Source organism: Pseudomonas parafulva, assembly GCF_002021815.1.
GTDB lineage: Bacteria > Pseudomonadota > Gammaproteobacteria > Pseudomonadales > Pseudomonadaceae > Aquipseudomonas > Aquipseudomonas parafulva_B.
The window spans coordinates 4,152,876-4,166,086 of the sequence record NZ_CP019952.1; the positions used below are offsets into that span (position 1 = coordinate 4,152,876).

Here is a 13,211-nt window from a genome sequence, read left to right on the forward strand (position 1 = left end):
GATCAGAAGATCTCCTCGACGCTCTTGCCGCGCTTGGCAGCAATGGATTCAGGAGATTGCATGGCTTTCAGACCCTTGAAGGTGGCGTAAACCACGTTCACTGGGTTGGTCGAACCGTAGCACTTGGCCAGAACGTTCTGAACGCCAGCAACTTCCAGGACAGCACGCATTGCGCCACCGGCGATGATACCGGTACCTTCCGAGGCAGGCTGCATGTAAACCTTCGAGGCGCCGTGGGCAGCCTTGGTGGCGTACTGCAGGGTGGTGCCCTTCAGGTCAACCTGAATCATGTTGCGGCGAGCAGCTTCCATGGCTTTCTGGATCGCGGCAGGTACTTCGCGCGACTTGCCACGGCCAAAGCCAACACGACCCTTGCCATCACCCACCACGGTCAGCGCGGTGAAGGTGAAGATACGGCCGCCTTTTACGGTTTTGGCAACGCGGTTAACTTGAACCAGCTTCTCGATGTAGCCTTCGTCGCGCTTTTGATCGTTATTTGCCATAACTTAGAACTCCAGCCCGCCTTCACGAGCAGCATCAGCCAGCGCTTTGACGCGGCCATGGTACTTGAAGCCGGAACGGTCAAAGGCAACTTGAGATACACCGGCGGCTTTCGCGCGCTCAGCTACCAGCTTGCCAACCTTAGTGGCCGCGTCGATGTTGCCAGTGGCGCCATCACGCAGGTCTTTGTCCAAGGTCGAGGCGCTTGCCAGAACCTTGCTGCCGTCGGCCGAAATGACCTGGGCGTAGATGTGCTGCGAGGAGCGGAACACGCACAGGCGCACGACTTCGAGTTCGTGCATCTTGAGACGTGCTTTGCGAGCGCGACGCAGTCGAGTAACTTTTTTGTCGGTCATTTGCTAGGCCCTACTTCTTCTTGGCTTCTTTACGACGGACTACTTCGTCCGCGTAACGCACACCTTTGCCTTTGTAAGGCTCTGGCGGACGGAAATCGCGGATTTCAGCGGCCACCTGACCCACCAGCTGCTTATCGATACCCTTGATCAGGATGTCGGTCTGGCTTGGGGTTTCTGCGGTGATACCGGCTGGCAGTTCGTAGTCCACTGGATGCGAGAAGCCCAGAGCCAGGTTCAGGACGGTGCCTTTTGCCTGTGCCTTGTAACCAACACCGACCAGCTGGAGCTTGCGCTCGAAGCCTTGGCTTACGCCTTGGACCATGTTGTTCACCAGAGCGCGGGTAGTACCGGCCATGGCGCGAGCTTGCTGATCACCGTTGCGAGCGACGAAGCGCAGTTCGCCGGACTCTTCGGTAACTTCAACAGACGAGTGAACGTTCAGTTCGAGAGTGCCCTTGGCACCCTTCACCGAAAGCTGCTGGCCGGCGAATTTTACTTCGACGCCTGCTGGCAGCTTAACGGGGTTCTTAGCGACGCGAGACATGCCTATCTCCCCTTAGAACACTGTGCACAGAACTTCGCCGCCGACACCGGCAGCGCGCGCAGCGCGGTCAGTCATCACACCTTTGTTGGTGGAGACGATAGACACGCCCAGGCCGCCACGTACTTTCGGCAGATCTGTGACGGACTTGTACTGGCGCAGGCCTGGACGGCTGGAGCGCTTCAGTTCCTCGATGACCGGACGGCCTTCGAAGTACTTCAGTTCGATCGACAGGGAAGGCTTGGCCTCACCGGTTACCTGGTAACCAGCGATGTAACCTTCATCTTTCAGAACTTTGGCAACCGCGACCTTCAGGGTGGAGGAAGGCATGCTTACGACGGACTTTTCAGCCATCTGGGCATTACGGATGCGAGTTAGCATGTCCGCTAACGGGTCCTGCATACTCATGGGCTAGATGCTCCTGATACAAGAATTATTAGCCTTGCGGCTATCACAACCACCTAAACAGGCAGAGCACGAAGCCCAGGCTCAGGTGAGCCGGTCATTCTAGACACAAGCCAGAAACGAAACAAGCCCCATGTAGGGGCTTGTTCGAGGGAAGAGTCACCGGCGGTCGGAAGATTAACCACGTACGCCGATGACTCAACCTGCAGCGATTACCAGGAGGCCTTGACCAGACCTGGTACGTCGCCACGCATTGCCGCTTGGCGCAGCATGTTACGGCCCAGGCCGAACTTACGGTATACACCGTGAGGACGACCGGTCAGGCGGCAACGGTTGCGCAGGCGAGCAGCGCTAGCATCGCGCGGCTGCTTCTGCAGAGCGACAACGGCAGCGAAACGCTCTTCAGGAGAGGCGTTCAGATTGACGATGGTCGCTTTCAGCTCAGCGCGCTTTTTAGCGTACTTAGCTACCGTTTGCTGACGCTTCAGCTCACGGTTTTTCATGCTCTTCTTGGCCATTTTCCTACTCCAATCAGTTACGGAACGGGAACTTGAAAGCACGCAGCAGAGCGCGGCCTTCGTCGTCCGAACGAGCAGTGGTGGTCAGGGTAATGTCCAAACCGCGCAGAGCATCGATCTTGTCGTAGTCGATTTCCGGGAAGATGATCTGCTCTTTCACGCCCATGCTGTAGTTGCCACGACCGTCGAAGGACTTGGCATTCAGGCCGCGGAAGTCGCGAACCCGAGGCAGGGAGATCGCCAGCAGGCGGTCCAGGAATTCGTACATCTTGTCGCTACGCAGGGTCACCTTGACGCCGATCGGCCAGCCTTCACGGACTTTGAAGCCAGCGATGGATTTGCGAGCGAAAGTCACGACCGGCTTTTGACCGGTGATCTTTTCCAGGTCGGCAACAGCGTGCTCGATGACTTTCTTGTCGCCGATCGCTTCGCCCAGACCCATGTTCAGGGTGATTTTGGTAACGCGCGGAACTTCCATCACGTTCGACAGCTTAAGTTCATCCTTAAGCTTAGGAGCGATCTCGTTCCGGTAAATCTCTTTCAGTCGTGCCATGGTCTTCTACCTAGCAGTGTTCAAGCATCAACCGCTTTTTGGGTCGACTTGAAGACACGAATTTTCTTACCGTCTTCTACTTTGAAACCAACGCGGTCAGCCTTGTTGGTTTCACCGTTGAAGATGGCAACGTTGGAAGCGTGCAGAGGCGCTTCTTTTTCGACGATACCGCCCTGAACGCCCGCCATCGGGTTAGGCTTGGTATGACGCTTGACCAGGTTCACACCACCGATGACCAGACGGTCGTCAGCGAGAACCTTCAGCACCTTACCGCGCTTACCTTTGTCTTTGCCGGCGATCACGATGATCTCGTCGTCACGACGAATCTTTTGCATGTCGGATCTCCTTACAGCACTTCAGGGGCGAGCGAGACGATCTTCATGAACTTCTCAGTACGAAGTTCACGGGTCACTGGCCCGAAGATGCGAGTGCCGATCGGCTCTTGCTTGTTGTTCAGCAGAACAGCAGCGTTGCCGTCGAAACGAATGATGGAACCGTCAGCGCGACGAACACCGTGACGGGTGCGCACGACAACAGCAGTCATCACTTGGCCTTTTTTGACCTTACCGCGTGGAATCGCTTCCTTGACGGTAACTTTGATGATGTCACCGATGCCGGCGTAGCGGCGGTGAGAACCGCCGAGCACCTTGATGCACATGACGCGACGAGCGCCGCTGTTATCGGCCACATCGAGCATGGATTGAGTCTGAATCATAAAATTTCTCCGACCCCTAGCCCTTAGACTTCAACAGCGCGTTCGAGGACTTCAACCAGTGCCCAGGACTTGGTCTTGGCCAGCGGACGGGTTTCGGTAATGGAAACCTTGTCGCCGATCTTGCACTGATTGGTTTCGTCGTGCGCGTGCAGCTTAGTCGAACGCTTAACGTATTTACCGTAGATCGGGTGCTTTACGCGACGCTCGATCAGAACGGTGATGGTCTTGTCCATTTTGTCGCTGACGACACGGCCAGTCAGCGTACGGACGGTTTTTTCAGCTTCAGCCATGATCACTTACCTGCCTGCTGGTTGAGCACAGTCTTCACGCGAGCGATGTCACGCTTGACTTGCGAGAGCAGGTGCGACTGCCCCAACTGGCCAGTTGCTTTCTGCATACGCAGATTGAACTGGTCGCGCAGCAAGCCGAGCAGTTGCTCGTTCAGTTGCTGTGCGGATTTTTCACGAAGTTCATTCGCTTTCATCACATCACCGTCCGCTTAACAAAGGAGGTGGCGAGAGGCAGCTTCGCAGCGGCCAGAGCGAAAGCTTCGCGCGCCAGCTCTTCAGAAACACCCTCGATCTCGTACAGGACTTTGCCTGGCTGGATCTGGGCAACCCAGTACTCAACGGAACCCTTACCTTTACCCATACGAACCTCGAGAGGTTTCTTGGAGATCGGCTTGTCCGGGAATACACGGATCCAGATCTTGCCGCCACGTTTTACGTGACGGGTCAGCGCACGACGTGCGGACTCGATCTGGCGAGCGGTGAGGCGACCGCGAGCAACAGCTTTCAGGGCGAACTCGCCGAAGCTGACTTTGCTACCGCGCAGTGCCAGACCACGGTTGTGGCCAGTCATCTGCTTGCGGAATTTTGTACGCTTAGGTTGCAACATTTGGCGTACCCCTTACTTAGCAGCTTTTTTACGAGGCGCTGGTGCTTGTGGTTTCAGTTCTTCTTGGCGACCACCAATAACTTCGCCTTTGAAAATCCAAACCTTCACACCGATCACACCGTAAGTGGTGTGAGCTTCGTAGGTGTTGTAGTCGATATCGGCACGCAGGGTGTGCAGAGGCACACGACCTTCGCGATACCACTCGGTACGAGCAATCTCAGCGCCGCCGAGACGACCGCTCACCTGGATCTTGATGCCCTTGGCACCAATACGCATGGCGTTCTGTACGGCGCGCTTCATGGCGCGACGGAACATAACGCGGCGTTCCAGCTGCTGAGCTACGCTTTGCGCAACCAGCATAGCGTCGAGTTCCGGCTTGCGGATCTCTTCGATGTTGATGTGCACAGGCACACCCATCTGCTTGGTCAGGTCCTGGCGCAGCTTCTCGACATCCTCACCCTTCTTCCCGATAACGATACCTGGACGAGCGGTGTGGATGGTGATGCGTGCAGTTTGAGCCGGACGATGAATATCGATACGGCTTACGGACGCGCTTTTTAGTTTGTCTTGGAGGTACTCACGCGTTTTCAGATCCTTCAACAGGTAATCTGCGTAAGTAGCACCGTCTGCGTACCAGACGGAGGTGTGCTCCTTGACGATTCCCAGGCGAATGCCAGTGGGATGTACTTTCTGACCCATCTGATCGACTCCGTTACTTGTCCGCAACCTTGACAGTGATATGGCAAGACCGCTTGACGATGCGATCAGCACGGCCTTTGGCACGTGGCATGATGCGCTTCAGCGAACGCCCTTCGTTGACGAAGACGGTAGAGACCTTCAGGTCATCAACGTCTGCGCCTTCGTTGTGTTCGGCGTTGGCTACGGCCGACTCGAGGACTTTCTTCATGATTTCAGCGGCTTTTTTGCTGCTGAAGGCCAACAGGTTGAGCGCTTCGCCCACCTTCTTCCCGCGGATCTGGTCGGCGACCAAGCGGGCTTTCTGGGCGGAGATTCGAGCGCCCGACAACTTAGCGGCTACTTCCATTTCCTTACCCCTTAACGCTTGGCTTTCTTGTCAGCCACGTGCCCGCGATAGGTGCGGGTACCGGCGAACTCGCCCAGTTTGTGGCCGACCATGTCTTCGTTCACGAGAACTGGGACATGCTGGCGACCGTTGTGAACCGCGATGGTCAGACCGACCATTTGTGGCAGGATCATCGAGCGACGCGACCAGGTTTTAACTGGTTTGCGATCGTTCTTCTCCACCGCCACTTCGACCTTCTTCAAGAGGTGAAGATCGATAAAAGGACCTTTTTTCAGAGAACGTGGCACTGTCGTATCCCTCTAGTTACTTGCGACGACGGACGATCATGTTGTCGGTACGCTTATTACCACGGGTTTTAGCACCCTTGGTTGGGAAGCCCCATGGCGATACCGGATGACGACCACCGGAGGTACGACCTTCACCACCACCATGCGGGTGGTCAACCGGGTTCATGGCAACACCACGAACGGTTGGGCGAACGCCGCGCCAGCGTTTGGCACCAGCTTTACCCAGCGAACGCAGGCTGTGCTCGGAGTTCGAGACTTCACCCAGGGTCGCACGGCACTCAGCCAGGACTTTACGCATTTCACCAGAGCGCAGACGCAGGGTCACGTAGACACCTTCGCGAGCGATCAGCTGAGCCGAAGCACCAGCGGAACGAGCGATCTGTGCACCTTTACCCGGCTTCAGTTCGATGCCGTGAATGGTGCTACCTACTGGAATGTTGCGCAGCTGCAGGGAGTTACCGGCCTTGATTGGGGCCAGGGCACCTGCGATCAGCTGGTCGCCAGCGCTCACGCCTTTAGGGGCGATAATGTAGCGACGCTCACCGTCTGCGTAGCACAGCAGGGCGATGTGAGCAGTACGGTTTGGATCGTATTCGATACGCTCGACAGTGGCTGGGATGCCATCTTTGTCGTTGCGACGGAAGTCGACCAGACGGTAATGCTGCTTATGACCACCACCTACGTGACGCGTAGTGATGCGGCCATTGTTGTTACGACCACCAGACTTCGATTTTTTCTCGAGCAGCGGTGCGTGAGGAGCGCCTTTATGCAGCTCCTTGTTGACCACCTTGACCACGAAACGGCGGCCAGGGGAAGTCGGTTTGCATTTAACGATTGCCATGATGCACCCCTTCCTTACTCAGCACTGCTGCTGAAATCGAGATCTTGGCCTGGCTGAAGGGAGACGATCGCCTTCTTCCAGTCATTACGCTTGCCCAGACCACGTGCGGTACGCTTGGTTTTACCCAGAACGTTAACGGTCGACACGTTTTCAACTTTTACGTTGAACAGGCCTTCGACAGCTTTCTTGATTTCCAGCTTGGTTGCGTCAGTAGCAACCTTGAATACGAACTGGCCTTTTTTCTCAGCCAGAACGGTAGCCTTCTCGGAAACGTGCGGGCCAAGGAGGACTTTGAATACGCGTTCCTGGTTCATCCCAGCAGCTCCTCGAATTTCTTCACGGCCGAGACAGTGATCAACACTTTCTCGTATGCGATCAGACTGACCGGGTCGGAACCTTGTACGTCACGAACGTCGACGTGCGGCAGGTTACGAGCAGCCAGGTACAGGTTCTGATCAACAGCGTCGGAAACGATCAACACATCGCTCAGACCCATGCCGTTCAGCTTGTTCAGCAGATCTTTGGTTTTCGGCGCTTCAACAGCGAAGTCCTGAACCACGACCAGACGGTCGCTACGCACCAGCTCAGCGAGGATGGAGCGCAGAGCTGCGCGGTACATCTTCTTGTTGAGCTTCTGCGAGTGATCTTGAGGGCGAGCTGCGAAGGTTACACCACCGCCACGCCAGATCGGACCACGAGTGGTACCAGCACGAGCACGGCCAGTACCCTTCTGACGCCATGGGCGCTTACCGCCACCAGCCACGTCGGAACGGGTCTTTTGCTGCTTCGTGCCCTGACGGCCGCCGGCCATGTAGGCCACGACTGCTTGGTGTACCAGCGTCTCGTTGAATTCGCCACCGAAAGTCAGTTCGGAAACTTCGATCGCCTGAGCGTCATTTACATTAAGTTGCATGTCAGTTTCCCCTTAACCGCGAGCCTTGACAGCTGGACGTACAACCACGTCGCCGCCAGTAGCGCCTGGAACGGCACCCTTGACCAGCAGCAGGTTGCGCTCAGCGTCTACGCGAACAACTTCCAGGGACTGAACAGTCACGCGCTCGGCGCCCATGTGACCGGACATCTTCTTGCCCTTGAACACACGACCAGGAGTCTGGCACTGGCCGATGGAACCTGGGACACGGTGCGACACGGAGTTACCGTGGGTGTTGTCCTGGCCACGGAAGTTCCAGCGCTTGATGGTACCGGCGAAGCCTTTACCTTTGGACTGACCAGTAACGTCTACCAGCTGGCCTGCAGTGAAGAGTTCAGCTTTGATCAGATCGCCAGCCTGGAAATCGCCTTCTTCAAGACGGAACTCCCAAACACCGCGACCAGCGGCAACGTTGGCCTTGGCGAAGTGGCCTGCCTGAGCGGCAGTCACACGCGAAGCACGACGCTCGCCGACAGTGACTTGCACTGCACGGTAGCCATCGGTTTCTTCAGTTTTGAACTGGGTGACGCGATTCGGCTCGATCTCAATGACCGTGACCGGAATGGAGACACCTTCTTCGGTGAAAATGCGGGTCATACCGCACTTGCGACCGATTACACCAATAGTCATGTTGTAAACCTCATGAGTGTACGGGGCTTTCACCCGCTATGGCCGCCCATTTCAGAGCGTTACACGACCAGACCGAAGTCTTAGCCGAGGCTGATCTGTACTTCCACACCTGCCGCCAGATCAAGCTTCATCAGCGCATCAACGGTTTTATCCGTTGGCTGGACGATGTCCAGAACACGCTTATGAGTGCGAATCTCGTACTGATCACGCGCGTCTTTGTTGACGTGCGGGGAGACCAGAACGGTGAAACGCTCTTTGCGGGTAGGCAGTGGAATTGGACCACGCACTTGTGCACCAGTACGTTTCGCGGTTTCCACGATTTCCTGGGTGGATTGGTCGATCAGGCGATGGTCGAAAGCCTTCAACCTGATACGGATTTGCTGATTTTGCATTGGATTTCAGACTCCAGGCTGTTCCCAACGGGCGCACTACGCCCGCTAAAAGGAGGCGTGATTCTATAGACGCCCCCAATTAGTGTCAACCCAATAAAAAAAGCCCCCGCTGAGCGGGGGCCTTTTTCAATCGGTCGAGTGATTACTCGATGATTTTGGCTACGACGCCGGCGCCGACGGTACGACCGCCTTCACGGATAGCGAAGCGCAGACCGTCTTCCATTGCGATGGTCTTGATCAGGGTAACAGTCATCTGAATGTTGTCACCTGGCATTACCATTTCAACGCCTTCCGGCAGTTCGCAGTTACCGGTCACGTCAGTGGTACGGAAGTAGAACTGAGGACGGTAGCCTTTGAAGAACGGAGTGTGACGACCGCCTTCTTCTTTCGACAGAACGTAGACTTCTGCGGTGAACTTGGTGTGCGGCTTGACCGAACCTGGCTTGACCAGAACCTGGCCACGCTCAACGTCGTCACGCTTGGTACCACGCAGCAGAACGCCGCAGTTCTCGCCAGCACGGCCTTCGTCCAGCAGCTTGCGGAACATCTCAACACCGGTGCAGGTGGTGGTGGTGGTGTCACGCAGACCAACGATTTCCAGTGGATCTTGAACGCGAACGATACCACGCTCGATACGACCGGTCACAACGGTACCACGACCCGAGATCGAGAATACGTCTTCGATCGGCATCAGGAACGGCTGATCAACGGCACGAACTGGCTCAGGGATGTAGGCATCCAGAGTTTCTACCAGCTTCTTGACAGCGGTAGTACCCATTTCGTTGTCGTCTTTGCCTTCCAGGGCCATACGAGCGGAACCGATGATGATCGGAGTGTCGTCGCCTGGGAAGTCGTAGGTGGACAGCAGGTCGCGAACTTCCATCTCGACCAGTTCCAGCAGCTCAGCGTCGTCTACCAGGTCAGCCTTGTTCAGGAAGACCACGATGTACGGAACGCCTACCTGACGGGACAGCAGGATGTGCTCACGGGTTTGTGGCATCGGACCATCGGCGGCCGAGCAAACCAGGATCGCGCCGTCCATCTGGGCAGCACCGGTGATCATGTTCTTCACGTAGTCAGCGTGACCTGGGCAGTCAACGTGAGCGTAGTGACGAATGGTCGAGTTGTACTCAACGTGAGCGGTGTTGATGGTGATACCGCGCGCTTTTTCTTCCGGAGCCGAGTCGATCTTGTCGAACTCAACGACTGCCGAACCGAATACTTCGGAGCAGACGCGAGTCAGAGCTGCGGTCAGAGTGGTCTTACCGTGGTCAACGTGGCCGATAGTGCCGACGTTAACGTGGGGAAGGGTACGATCAAATTTTTCTTTAGCCACGACAGTGAACTCCTAGCCTAAAGGGGCTGAATCAGCCTTGTTTTTTAATGAGAGCTTCGACGATGTTCGACGGAGCTTCAGCGTACTTGGAGAATTCCATGGAGTAGCTTGCGCGACCCTGAGACATGGAACGAACGTCGGTCGCGTAACCGAACATTTCCCCGAGCGGAACTTCAGCGCGGACGACGCGGCCAGAGACCGACTCATCCATACCCTGTACCAGACCACGACGACGGTTCAGGTCACCCATCACGTCACCCAGGTAGTCTTCCGGGGTTACAACTTCGACCTTCATGATCGGCTCGAGAACCACGCCGCCACCCTTCTGGGCCAGCTGCTTGGTTGCCATCGATGCAGCGATCTTGAACGCCATTTCGTTGGAGTCGACGTCGTGGTACGAACCGTCGAATACCGTGGCCTTCAGGCCGATCAGAGGATAGCCGGCAACAACGCCGTTCTTCATCTGCTCTTCGATACCCTTCTGGATCGGGGCGATGAACTCCTTCGGAATCACACCACCAACGACTTCGTTGGTAAACACCAGACCTTCGGTGATATTGCCTTTTTCGTCCACTTCCGGCTCCGAGAAACGGATCCAGCAGTGACCGAACTGACCACGACCACCCGACTGACGAACGAACTTGCCTTCGATCTCGACGTTGGACTTGGTGATCTTCTCGCGGTACGAAACCTGAGGCTTACCGATGTTGGCTTCGACGTTGAATTCGCGCTTCATGCGGTCAACGAGGATGTCCAGGTGCAGCTCACCCATACCGGAGATGATGGTCTGGCCGGTTTCTTCGTCGGTCTTGACGCGGAACGACGGGTCTTCCTGGGCCAGCTTGCCCAGTGCGATACCCATCTTCTCCTGGTCGGCCTTGGTTTTCGGCTCGACGGACAGGGAGATTACCGGCTCAGGGAAGTCCATACGCTCAAGGATGATTGGATGATCGGCGTTGCACAGGGTTTCACCGGTGGTCACGTCTTTCATACCGATCAGGGCGGCGATGTCACCAGCGCGCACTTCCTTGATCTCTTCACGCTGGTTGGCGTGCATCTGCACCATACGACCAACGCGCTCTTTCTTGCCTTTGACCGAGTTGATCACGGAGTCGCCGGAGCTCAGAACACCCGAGTAGACACGAACGAAGGTCAGAGTACCTACGAACGGGTCGGTCGCGATCTTGAACGCCAGGGCCGAGAAGGGTTCGTTGTCGTCAGCGTGACGCTCGTCTTTACGAACAGCCGGGTCTTCCTTGTCCAGATCCTTGTCGTCCGGGTTGATACCCTGGATGGCAGGAATCTCGGTAGGAGCAGGCAGGTAGTCGATGACGGCGTCGAGAACCAGGGGAACACCCTTGTTCTTGAACGACGAACCGCAAACAGCTGGAACGATCTCGCTGGCCAGGGTGCGCGCGCGCAGGCCTGCCTTGATCTCGTCAACGGTGAGCTCACCGCCTTCCAGGTACTTGTTCATCAACTCTTCGTTGGCTTCAGCAGCAGCTTCAACCATGTTGTTGCGCCACTCTTGAGCCAGCTCAAGCATGTCCGCAGGAATTTCTTCCTCGCGGTAGGTGGTGCCCTTGTCGTCGTCGTTCCAGTAGATAGCCTTCATCTTGATCAGGTCGACCTGACCCTGGAAGTTATCTTCCGAACCGATGGCCAGCTGAACCGGAACCGGGGTGTGGCCCAGACGGTTCTTGATCTGACCTACGACACGCAGGAAGTTGGCACCGGCACGGTCCATCTTGTTCACGTAAACAACACGTGGAACACCGTACTTGTTGGCCTGACGCCATACGGTTTCGGACTGAGGCTCGACACCGGAGGTGCCGCAGAACACAACGACCGCGCCGTCGAGTACGCGCAGCGAACGTTCTACTTCAATGGTGAAGTCAACGTGGCCGGGGGTATCGATGACGTTTACGCGGTAGTTGTCGTACTGACCAACGGAACCTTTCCAGAAGGTGGTAACGGCAGCGGAGGTAATGGTGATACCGCGCTCCTGCTCCTGCACCATCCAGTCGGTGGTCGCGGCGCCATCATGCACCTCGCCCATCTTGTGGCTCAGACCTGTGTAGAACAGGATCCGCTCGGTAGTGGTGGTCTTGCCCGCGTCAACGTGGGCACAGATACCAATGTTACGGTAGCGGTTAATTGCTGTAGTACGAGCCATAAAGCCCTCGCAAAGTAATTGATGCTTGAATTAGAAGCGGTAGTGCGAGAACGCTTTGTTGGCTTCAGCCATACGGTGCACGTCTTCACGCTTCTTGACTGCAGCACCCTTGCCTTCGGCAGCATCCAGCAGCTCGCCAGCCAGGCGCAGAGCCATCGACTTCTCGCCGCGCTTGCGGGCGTAGTCTACGAGCCAGCGCATGGCCAGAGCGTTACGACGGGATGGACGAACTTCAACCGGGACCTGGTAAGTGGCACCGCCGACACGACGGGACTTTACTTCGACCAGCGGAGCGATGGCGTCGAGAGCTTTCTCGAAGATTTCCAGGGGGTCGCTGTTCTTGCGTACTTTGACGGTATCCAGGGCACCATAAACGATGCGCTCGGCTACGGCCTTTTTGCCGCTTTCCATCACGTGGTTCATGAACTTGGCGAGAATCTGCGATCCGTACTTAGGATCGTCAAGGATCTCACGTTTTGCTGCTACACGACGTCTTGGCATGATAAGCCCTCAAACGGTCTTCAGGTTAGCCCGGGACCTGGGTCTACGACCCCCGCCCGACCTTACTCTTATCGACTCAAAAAAATGGATGTCTGCAAACGGCCGATTACTTCGGACGCTTGGTACCGTACTTCGAACGACCCTGGTTACGGCCTTTAACGCCCGAAGTATCCAGAGAGCCGCGAACGGTGTGGTAACGAACACCTGGCAAGTCTTTTACACGGCCGCCACGGATCAGGACGACGCTGTGCTCTTGCAGGTTGTGGCCTTCACCACCGATGTACGAGGAAACCTCGAAACCGTTGGTCAGACGCACACGGCATACTTTACGCAGTGCCGAGTTAGGTTTTTTCGGCGTAGTGGTGTACACGCGGGTGCACACGCCACGACGTTGCGGGCAGTTCTGCAGCGCAGGAACGTCGGACTTCTCGACCGAACGCTTACGCGGCTGACGTACCAGCTGGTTGATAGTTGCCATCTACTAGCTCCACTGATTGTCTTGCGACTCTATTGTCTTGCAAGAAAGCCAAAAATTGGCGAGACGGAGCCTCACCAAATTTAAGGGTACAAAAGTCTAAAGAGGATC

Annotated in this window: 23 protein-coding genes; all 23 read right to left on the reverse strand. The window is 56.3% G+C overall.

The genetic code is table 11. From position 1 onward, the window contains the following. Window positions 1-2 precede the first annotated feature (2 nt). Window positions 3-503 carry a 30S ribosomal protein S5 gene (gene rpsE / locus B2J77_RS18665; RefSeq protein WP_003255465.1) on the reverse strand — a complete coding sequence of 167 codons (501 nt, stop codon included), beginning with the start codon at window positions 501-503 and terminating at the stop codon, window positions 3-5. 3 nt (window positions 504-506) lie between these two features. Continuing rightward, window positions 507-857: a 50S ribosomal protein L18 gene (rplR, locus tag B2J77_RS18670; protein WP_008089801.1), complete on the reverse strand. Its 351-nt coding sequence runs from the start codon at window positions 855-857 to the stop codon at window positions 507-509. A gap of 10 nt (window positions 858-867) precedes the next feature. Next, window positions 868-1,401, reverse strand: a complete 534-nt coding sequence (rplF, locus tag B2J77_RS18675; protein ID WP_009681972.1) for a 50S ribosomal protein L6 — start codon at window positions 1,399-1,401, stop codon at window positions 868-870. A gap of 12 nt (window positions 1,402-1,413) precedes the next feature. Then, entirely contained in the window at window positions 1,414-1,806 is a 393-nt protein-coding gene (rpsH, locus tag B2J77_RS18680; RefSeq protein WP_008089805.1) for a 30S ribosomal protein S8, read from the reverse strand. 209 nt (window positions 1,807-2,015) lie between these two features. Further along, window positions 2,016-2,321, reverse strand: a complete 306-nt coding sequence (gene rpsN, locus B2J77_RS18685) for a 30S ribosomal protein S14 (protein WP_023534988.1) — start codon at window positions 2,319-2,321, stop codon at window positions 2,016-2,018. Between the two features lie 13 nt (window positions 2,322-2,334). Beyond that, the gene (gene rplE, locus B2J77_RS18690) at window positions 2,335-2,874 is read right to left on the reverse strand and encodes a 50S ribosomal protein L5 (RefSeq protein WP_023535025.1); all 540 of its coding nucleotides are present in this window, start codon (window positions 2,872-2,874) and stop codon (window positions 2,335-2,337) included. A 20-nt stretch (window positions 2,875-2,894) separates the two neighbouring features. Next, window positions 2,895-3,209, reverse strand: a complete 315-nt coding sequence (rplX, locus tag B2J77_RS18695) for a 50S ribosomal protein L24 (protein WP_003255476.1) — start codon at window positions 3,207-3,209, stop codon at window positions 2,895-2,897. Window positions 3,210-3,220: 11 nt separating this feature from the next. Continuing rightward, window positions 3,221-3,589 (reverse strand): 50S ribosomal protein L14, encoded by a 369-nt coding sequence (gene rplN, locus B2J77_RS18700; RefSeq protein ID WP_002555479.1) that lies wholly within the window; start codon window positions 3,587-3,589, stop codon window positions 3,221-3,223. A gap of 23 nt (window positions 3,590-3,612) precedes the next feature. Then, window positions 3,613-3,879 (reverse strand): 30S ribosomal protein S17, encoded by a 267-nt coding sequence (gene rpsQ, locus B2J77_RS18705; RefSeq protein ID WP_023534981.1) that lies wholly within the window; start codon window positions 3,877-3,879, stop codon window positions 3,613-3,615. 2 nt (window positions 3,880-3,881) lie between these two features. Further along, the gene (gene rpmC, locus B2J77_RS18710) at window positions 3,882-4,073 is read right to left on the reverse strand and encodes a 50S ribosomal protein L29 (RefSeq protein ID WP_002555481.1); all 192 of its coding nucleotides are present in this window, start codon (window positions 4,071-4,073) and stop codon (window positions 3,882-3,884) included. Further along, entirely contained in the window at window positions 4,073-4,486 is a 414-nt protein-coding gene (rplP, locus tag B2J77_RS18715) for a 50S ribosomal protein L16 (RefSeq protein WP_003255479.1), read from the reverse strand. Before rplP ends, rpmC begins: the two co-directional genes overlap by 1 nt. Before the next feature lie 12 nt (window positions 4,487-4,498). Then, window positions 4,499-5,185, reverse strand: a complete 687-nt coding sequence (gene rpsC / locus B2J77_RS18720) for a 30S ribosomal protein S3 (protein WP_003255481.1) — start codon at window positions 5,183-5,185, stop codon at window positions 4,499-4,501. A 13-nt stretch (window positions 5,186-5,198) separates the two neighbouring features. Next, the gene (rplV, locus tag B2J77_RS18725; RefSeq protein ID WP_003103908.1) at window positions 5,199-5,531 is read right to left on the reverse strand and encodes a 50S ribosomal protein L22; all 333 of its coding nucleotides are present in this window, start codon (window positions 5,529-5,531) and stop codon (window positions 5,199-5,201) included. Between the two features lie 11 nt (window positions 5,532-5,542). Beyond that, window positions 5,543-5,818: a 30S ribosomal protein S19 gene (gene rpsS, locus B2J77_RS18730; protein WP_003255482.1), complete on the reverse strand. Its 276-nt coding sequence runs from the start codon at window positions 5,816-5,818 to the stop codon at window positions 5,543-5,545. A gap of 16 nt (window positions 5,819-5,834) precedes the next feature. After that, window positions 5,835-6,659 (reverse strand): 50S ribosomal protein L2, encoded by an 825-nt coding sequence (rplB, locus tag B2J77_RS18735; RefSeq protein WP_027915105.1) that lies wholly within the window; start codon window positions 6,657-6,659, stop codon window positions 5,835-5,837. 14 nt (window positions 6,660-6,673) lie between these two features. Further along, on the reverse strand, window positions 6,674-6,973 hold the full coding sequence (rplW, locus tag B2J77_RS18740; RefSeq protein ID WP_003255484.1) for a 50S ribosomal protein L23: 300 nt from the start codon (window positions 6,971-6,973) through the stop codon (window positions 6,674-6,676). Next, window positions 6,970-7,572: a 50S ribosomal protein L4 gene (rplD, locus tag B2J77_RS18745; RefSeq protein ID WP_003255485.1), complete on the reverse strand. Its 603-nt coding sequence runs from the start codon at window positions 7,570-7,572 to the stop codon at window positions 6,970-6,972. The genes rplW and rplD overlap by 4 nt, the downstream gene beginning before the upstream one ends. 12 nt (window positions 7,573-7,584) lie before the next feature. Further along, window positions 7,585-8,220 carry a 50S ribosomal protein L3 gene (gene rplC / locus B2J77_RS18750; protein ID WP_003257089.1) on the reverse strand — a complete coding sequence of 212 codons (636 nt, stop codon included), beginning with the start codon at window positions 8,218-8,220 and terminating at the stop codon, window positions 7,585-7,587. An 80-nt stretch (window positions 8,221-8,300) separates the two neighbouring features. Beyond that, window positions 8,301-8,612 (reverse strand): 30S ribosomal protein S10, encoded by a 312-nt coding sequence (rpsJ, locus tag B2J77_RS18755; RefSeq protein WP_003186070.1) that lies wholly within the window; start codon window positions 8,610-8,612, stop codon window positions 8,301-8,303. A gap of 142 nt (window positions 8,613-8,754) precedes the next feature. Beyond that, window positions 8,755-9,948 carry an elongation factor Tu gene (gene tuf, locus B2J77_RS18760; protein WP_078479202.1) on the reverse strand — a complete coding sequence of 398 codons (1,194 nt, stop codon included), beginning with the start codon at window positions 9,946-9,948 and terminating at the stop codon, window positions 8,755-8,757. Window positions 9,949-9,979: 31 nt separating this feature from the next. Continuing rightward, on the reverse strand, window positions 9,980-12,124 hold the full coding sequence (gene fusA, locus B2J77_RS18765) for an elongation factor G (protein ID WP_058606003.1): 2,145 nt from the start codon (window positions 12,122-12,124) through the stop codon (window positions 9,980-9,982). Window positions 12,125-12,154: 30 nt separating this feature from the next. After that, window positions 12,155-12,625: a 30S ribosomal protein S7 gene (rpsG, locus tag B2J77_RS18770; RefSeq protein ID WP_078479203.1), complete on the reverse strand. Its 471-nt coding sequence runs from the start codon at window positions 12,623-12,625 to the stop codon at window positions 12,155-12,157. Between the two features lie 106 nt (window positions 12,626-12,731). Further along, window positions 12,732-13,103: a 30S ribosomal protein S12 gene (gene rpsL / locus B2J77_RS18775; protein ID WP_003255492.1), complete on the reverse strand. Its 372-nt coding sequence runs from the start codon at window positions 13,101-13,103 to the stop codon at window positions 12,732-12,734. Between the last annotated feature and the right edge of the window lie 108 nt (window positions 13,104-13,211).

What these genes read in the sequence shown, in the direction of transcription:
- rpsE (WP_003255465.1), bottom strand. Translation starts at nt 503, where the DNA reads ATGGCAAATAACGATCAAAAGCGCGACGAAGGCTACATCGAGAAGCTG.
- rplR (WP_008089801.1), bottom strand. Translation starts at nt 857, where the DNA reads ATGACCGACAAAAAAGTTACTCGACTGCGTCGCGCTCGCAAAGCACGT.
- rplF (WP_009681972.1), bottom strand. Translation starts at nt 1,401, where the DNA reads ATGTCTCGCGTCGCTAAGAACCCCGTTAAGCTGCCAGCAGGCGTCGAA.
- rpsH (WP_008089805.1), bottom strand. Translation starts at nt 1,806, where the DNA reads ATGAGTATGCAGGACCCGTTAGCGGACATGCTAACTCGCATCCGTAAT.
- rpsN (WP_023534988.1), bottom strand. Translation starts at nt 2,321, where the DNA reads ATGGCCAAGAAGAGCATGAAAAACCGTGAGCTGAAGCGTCAGCAAACG.
- rplE (WP_023535025.1), bottom strand. Translation starts at nt 2,874, where the DNA reads ATGGCACGACTGAAAGAGATTTACCGGAACGAGATCGCTCCTAAGCTT.
- rplX (WP_003255476.1), bottom strand. Translation starts at nt 3,209, where the DNA reads ATGCAAAAGATTCGTCGTGACGACGAGATCATCGTGATCGCCGGCAAA.
- rplN (WP_002555479.1), bottom strand. Translation starts at nt 3,589, where the DNA reads ATGATTCAGACTCAATCCATGCTCGATGTGGCCGATAACAGCGGCGCT.
- rpsQ (WP_023534981.1), bottom strand. Translation starts at nt 3,879, where the DNA reads ATGGCTGAAGCTGAAAAAACCGTCCGTACGCTGACTGGCCGTGTCGTC.
- rpmC (WP_002555481.1), bottom strand. Translation starts at nt 4,073, where the DNA reads ATGAAAGCGAATGAACTTCGTGAAAAATCCGCACAGCAACTGAACGAG.
- rplP (WP_003255479.1), bottom strand. Translation starts at nt 4,486, where the DNA reads ATGTTGCAACCTAAGCGTACAAAATTCCGCAAGCAGATGACTGGCCAC.
- rpsC (WP_003255481.1), bottom strand. Translation starts at nt 5,185, where the DNA reads ATGGGTCAGAAAGTACATCCCACTGGCATTCGCCTGGGAATCGTCAAG.
- rplV (WP_003103908.1), bottom strand. Translation starts at nt 5,531, where the DNA reads ATGGAAGTAGCCGCTAAGTTGTCGGGCGCTCGAATCTCCGCCCAGAAA.
- rplB (WP_027915105.1), bottom strand. Translation starts at nt 6,659, where the DNA reads ATGGCAATCGTTAAATGCAAACCGACTTCCCCTGGCCGCCGTTTCGTG.
- rplW (WP_003255484.1), bottom strand. Translation starts at nt 6,973, where the DNA reads ATGAACCAGGAACGCGTATTCAAAGTCCTCCTTGGCCCGCACGTTTCC.
- rplD (WP_003255485.1), bottom strand. Translation starts at nt 7,572, where the DNA reads ATGCAACTTAATGTAAATGACGCTCAGGCGATCGAAGTTTCCGAACTG.
- rplC (WP_003257089.1), bottom strand. Translation starts at nt 8,220, where the DNA reads ATGACTATTGGTGTAATCGGTCGCAAGTGCGGTATGACCCGCATTTTC.
- rpsJ (WP_003186070.1), bottom strand. Translation starts at nt 8,612, where the DNA reads ATGCAAAATCAGCAAATCCGTATCAGGTTGAAGGCTTTCGACCATCGC.
- fusA (WP_058606003.1), bottom strand. Translation starts at nt 12,124, where the DNA reads ATGGCTCGTACTACAGCAATTAACCGCTACCGTAACATTGGTATCTGT.
- rpsG (WP_078479203.1), bottom strand. Translation starts at nt 12,625, where the DNA reads ATGCCAAGACGTCGTGTAGCAGCAAAACGTGAGATCCTTGACGATCCT.
- rpsL (WP_003255492.1), bottom strand. Translation starts at nt 13,103, where the DNA reads ATGGCAACTATCAACCAGCTGGTACGTCAGCCGCGTAAGCGTTCGGTC.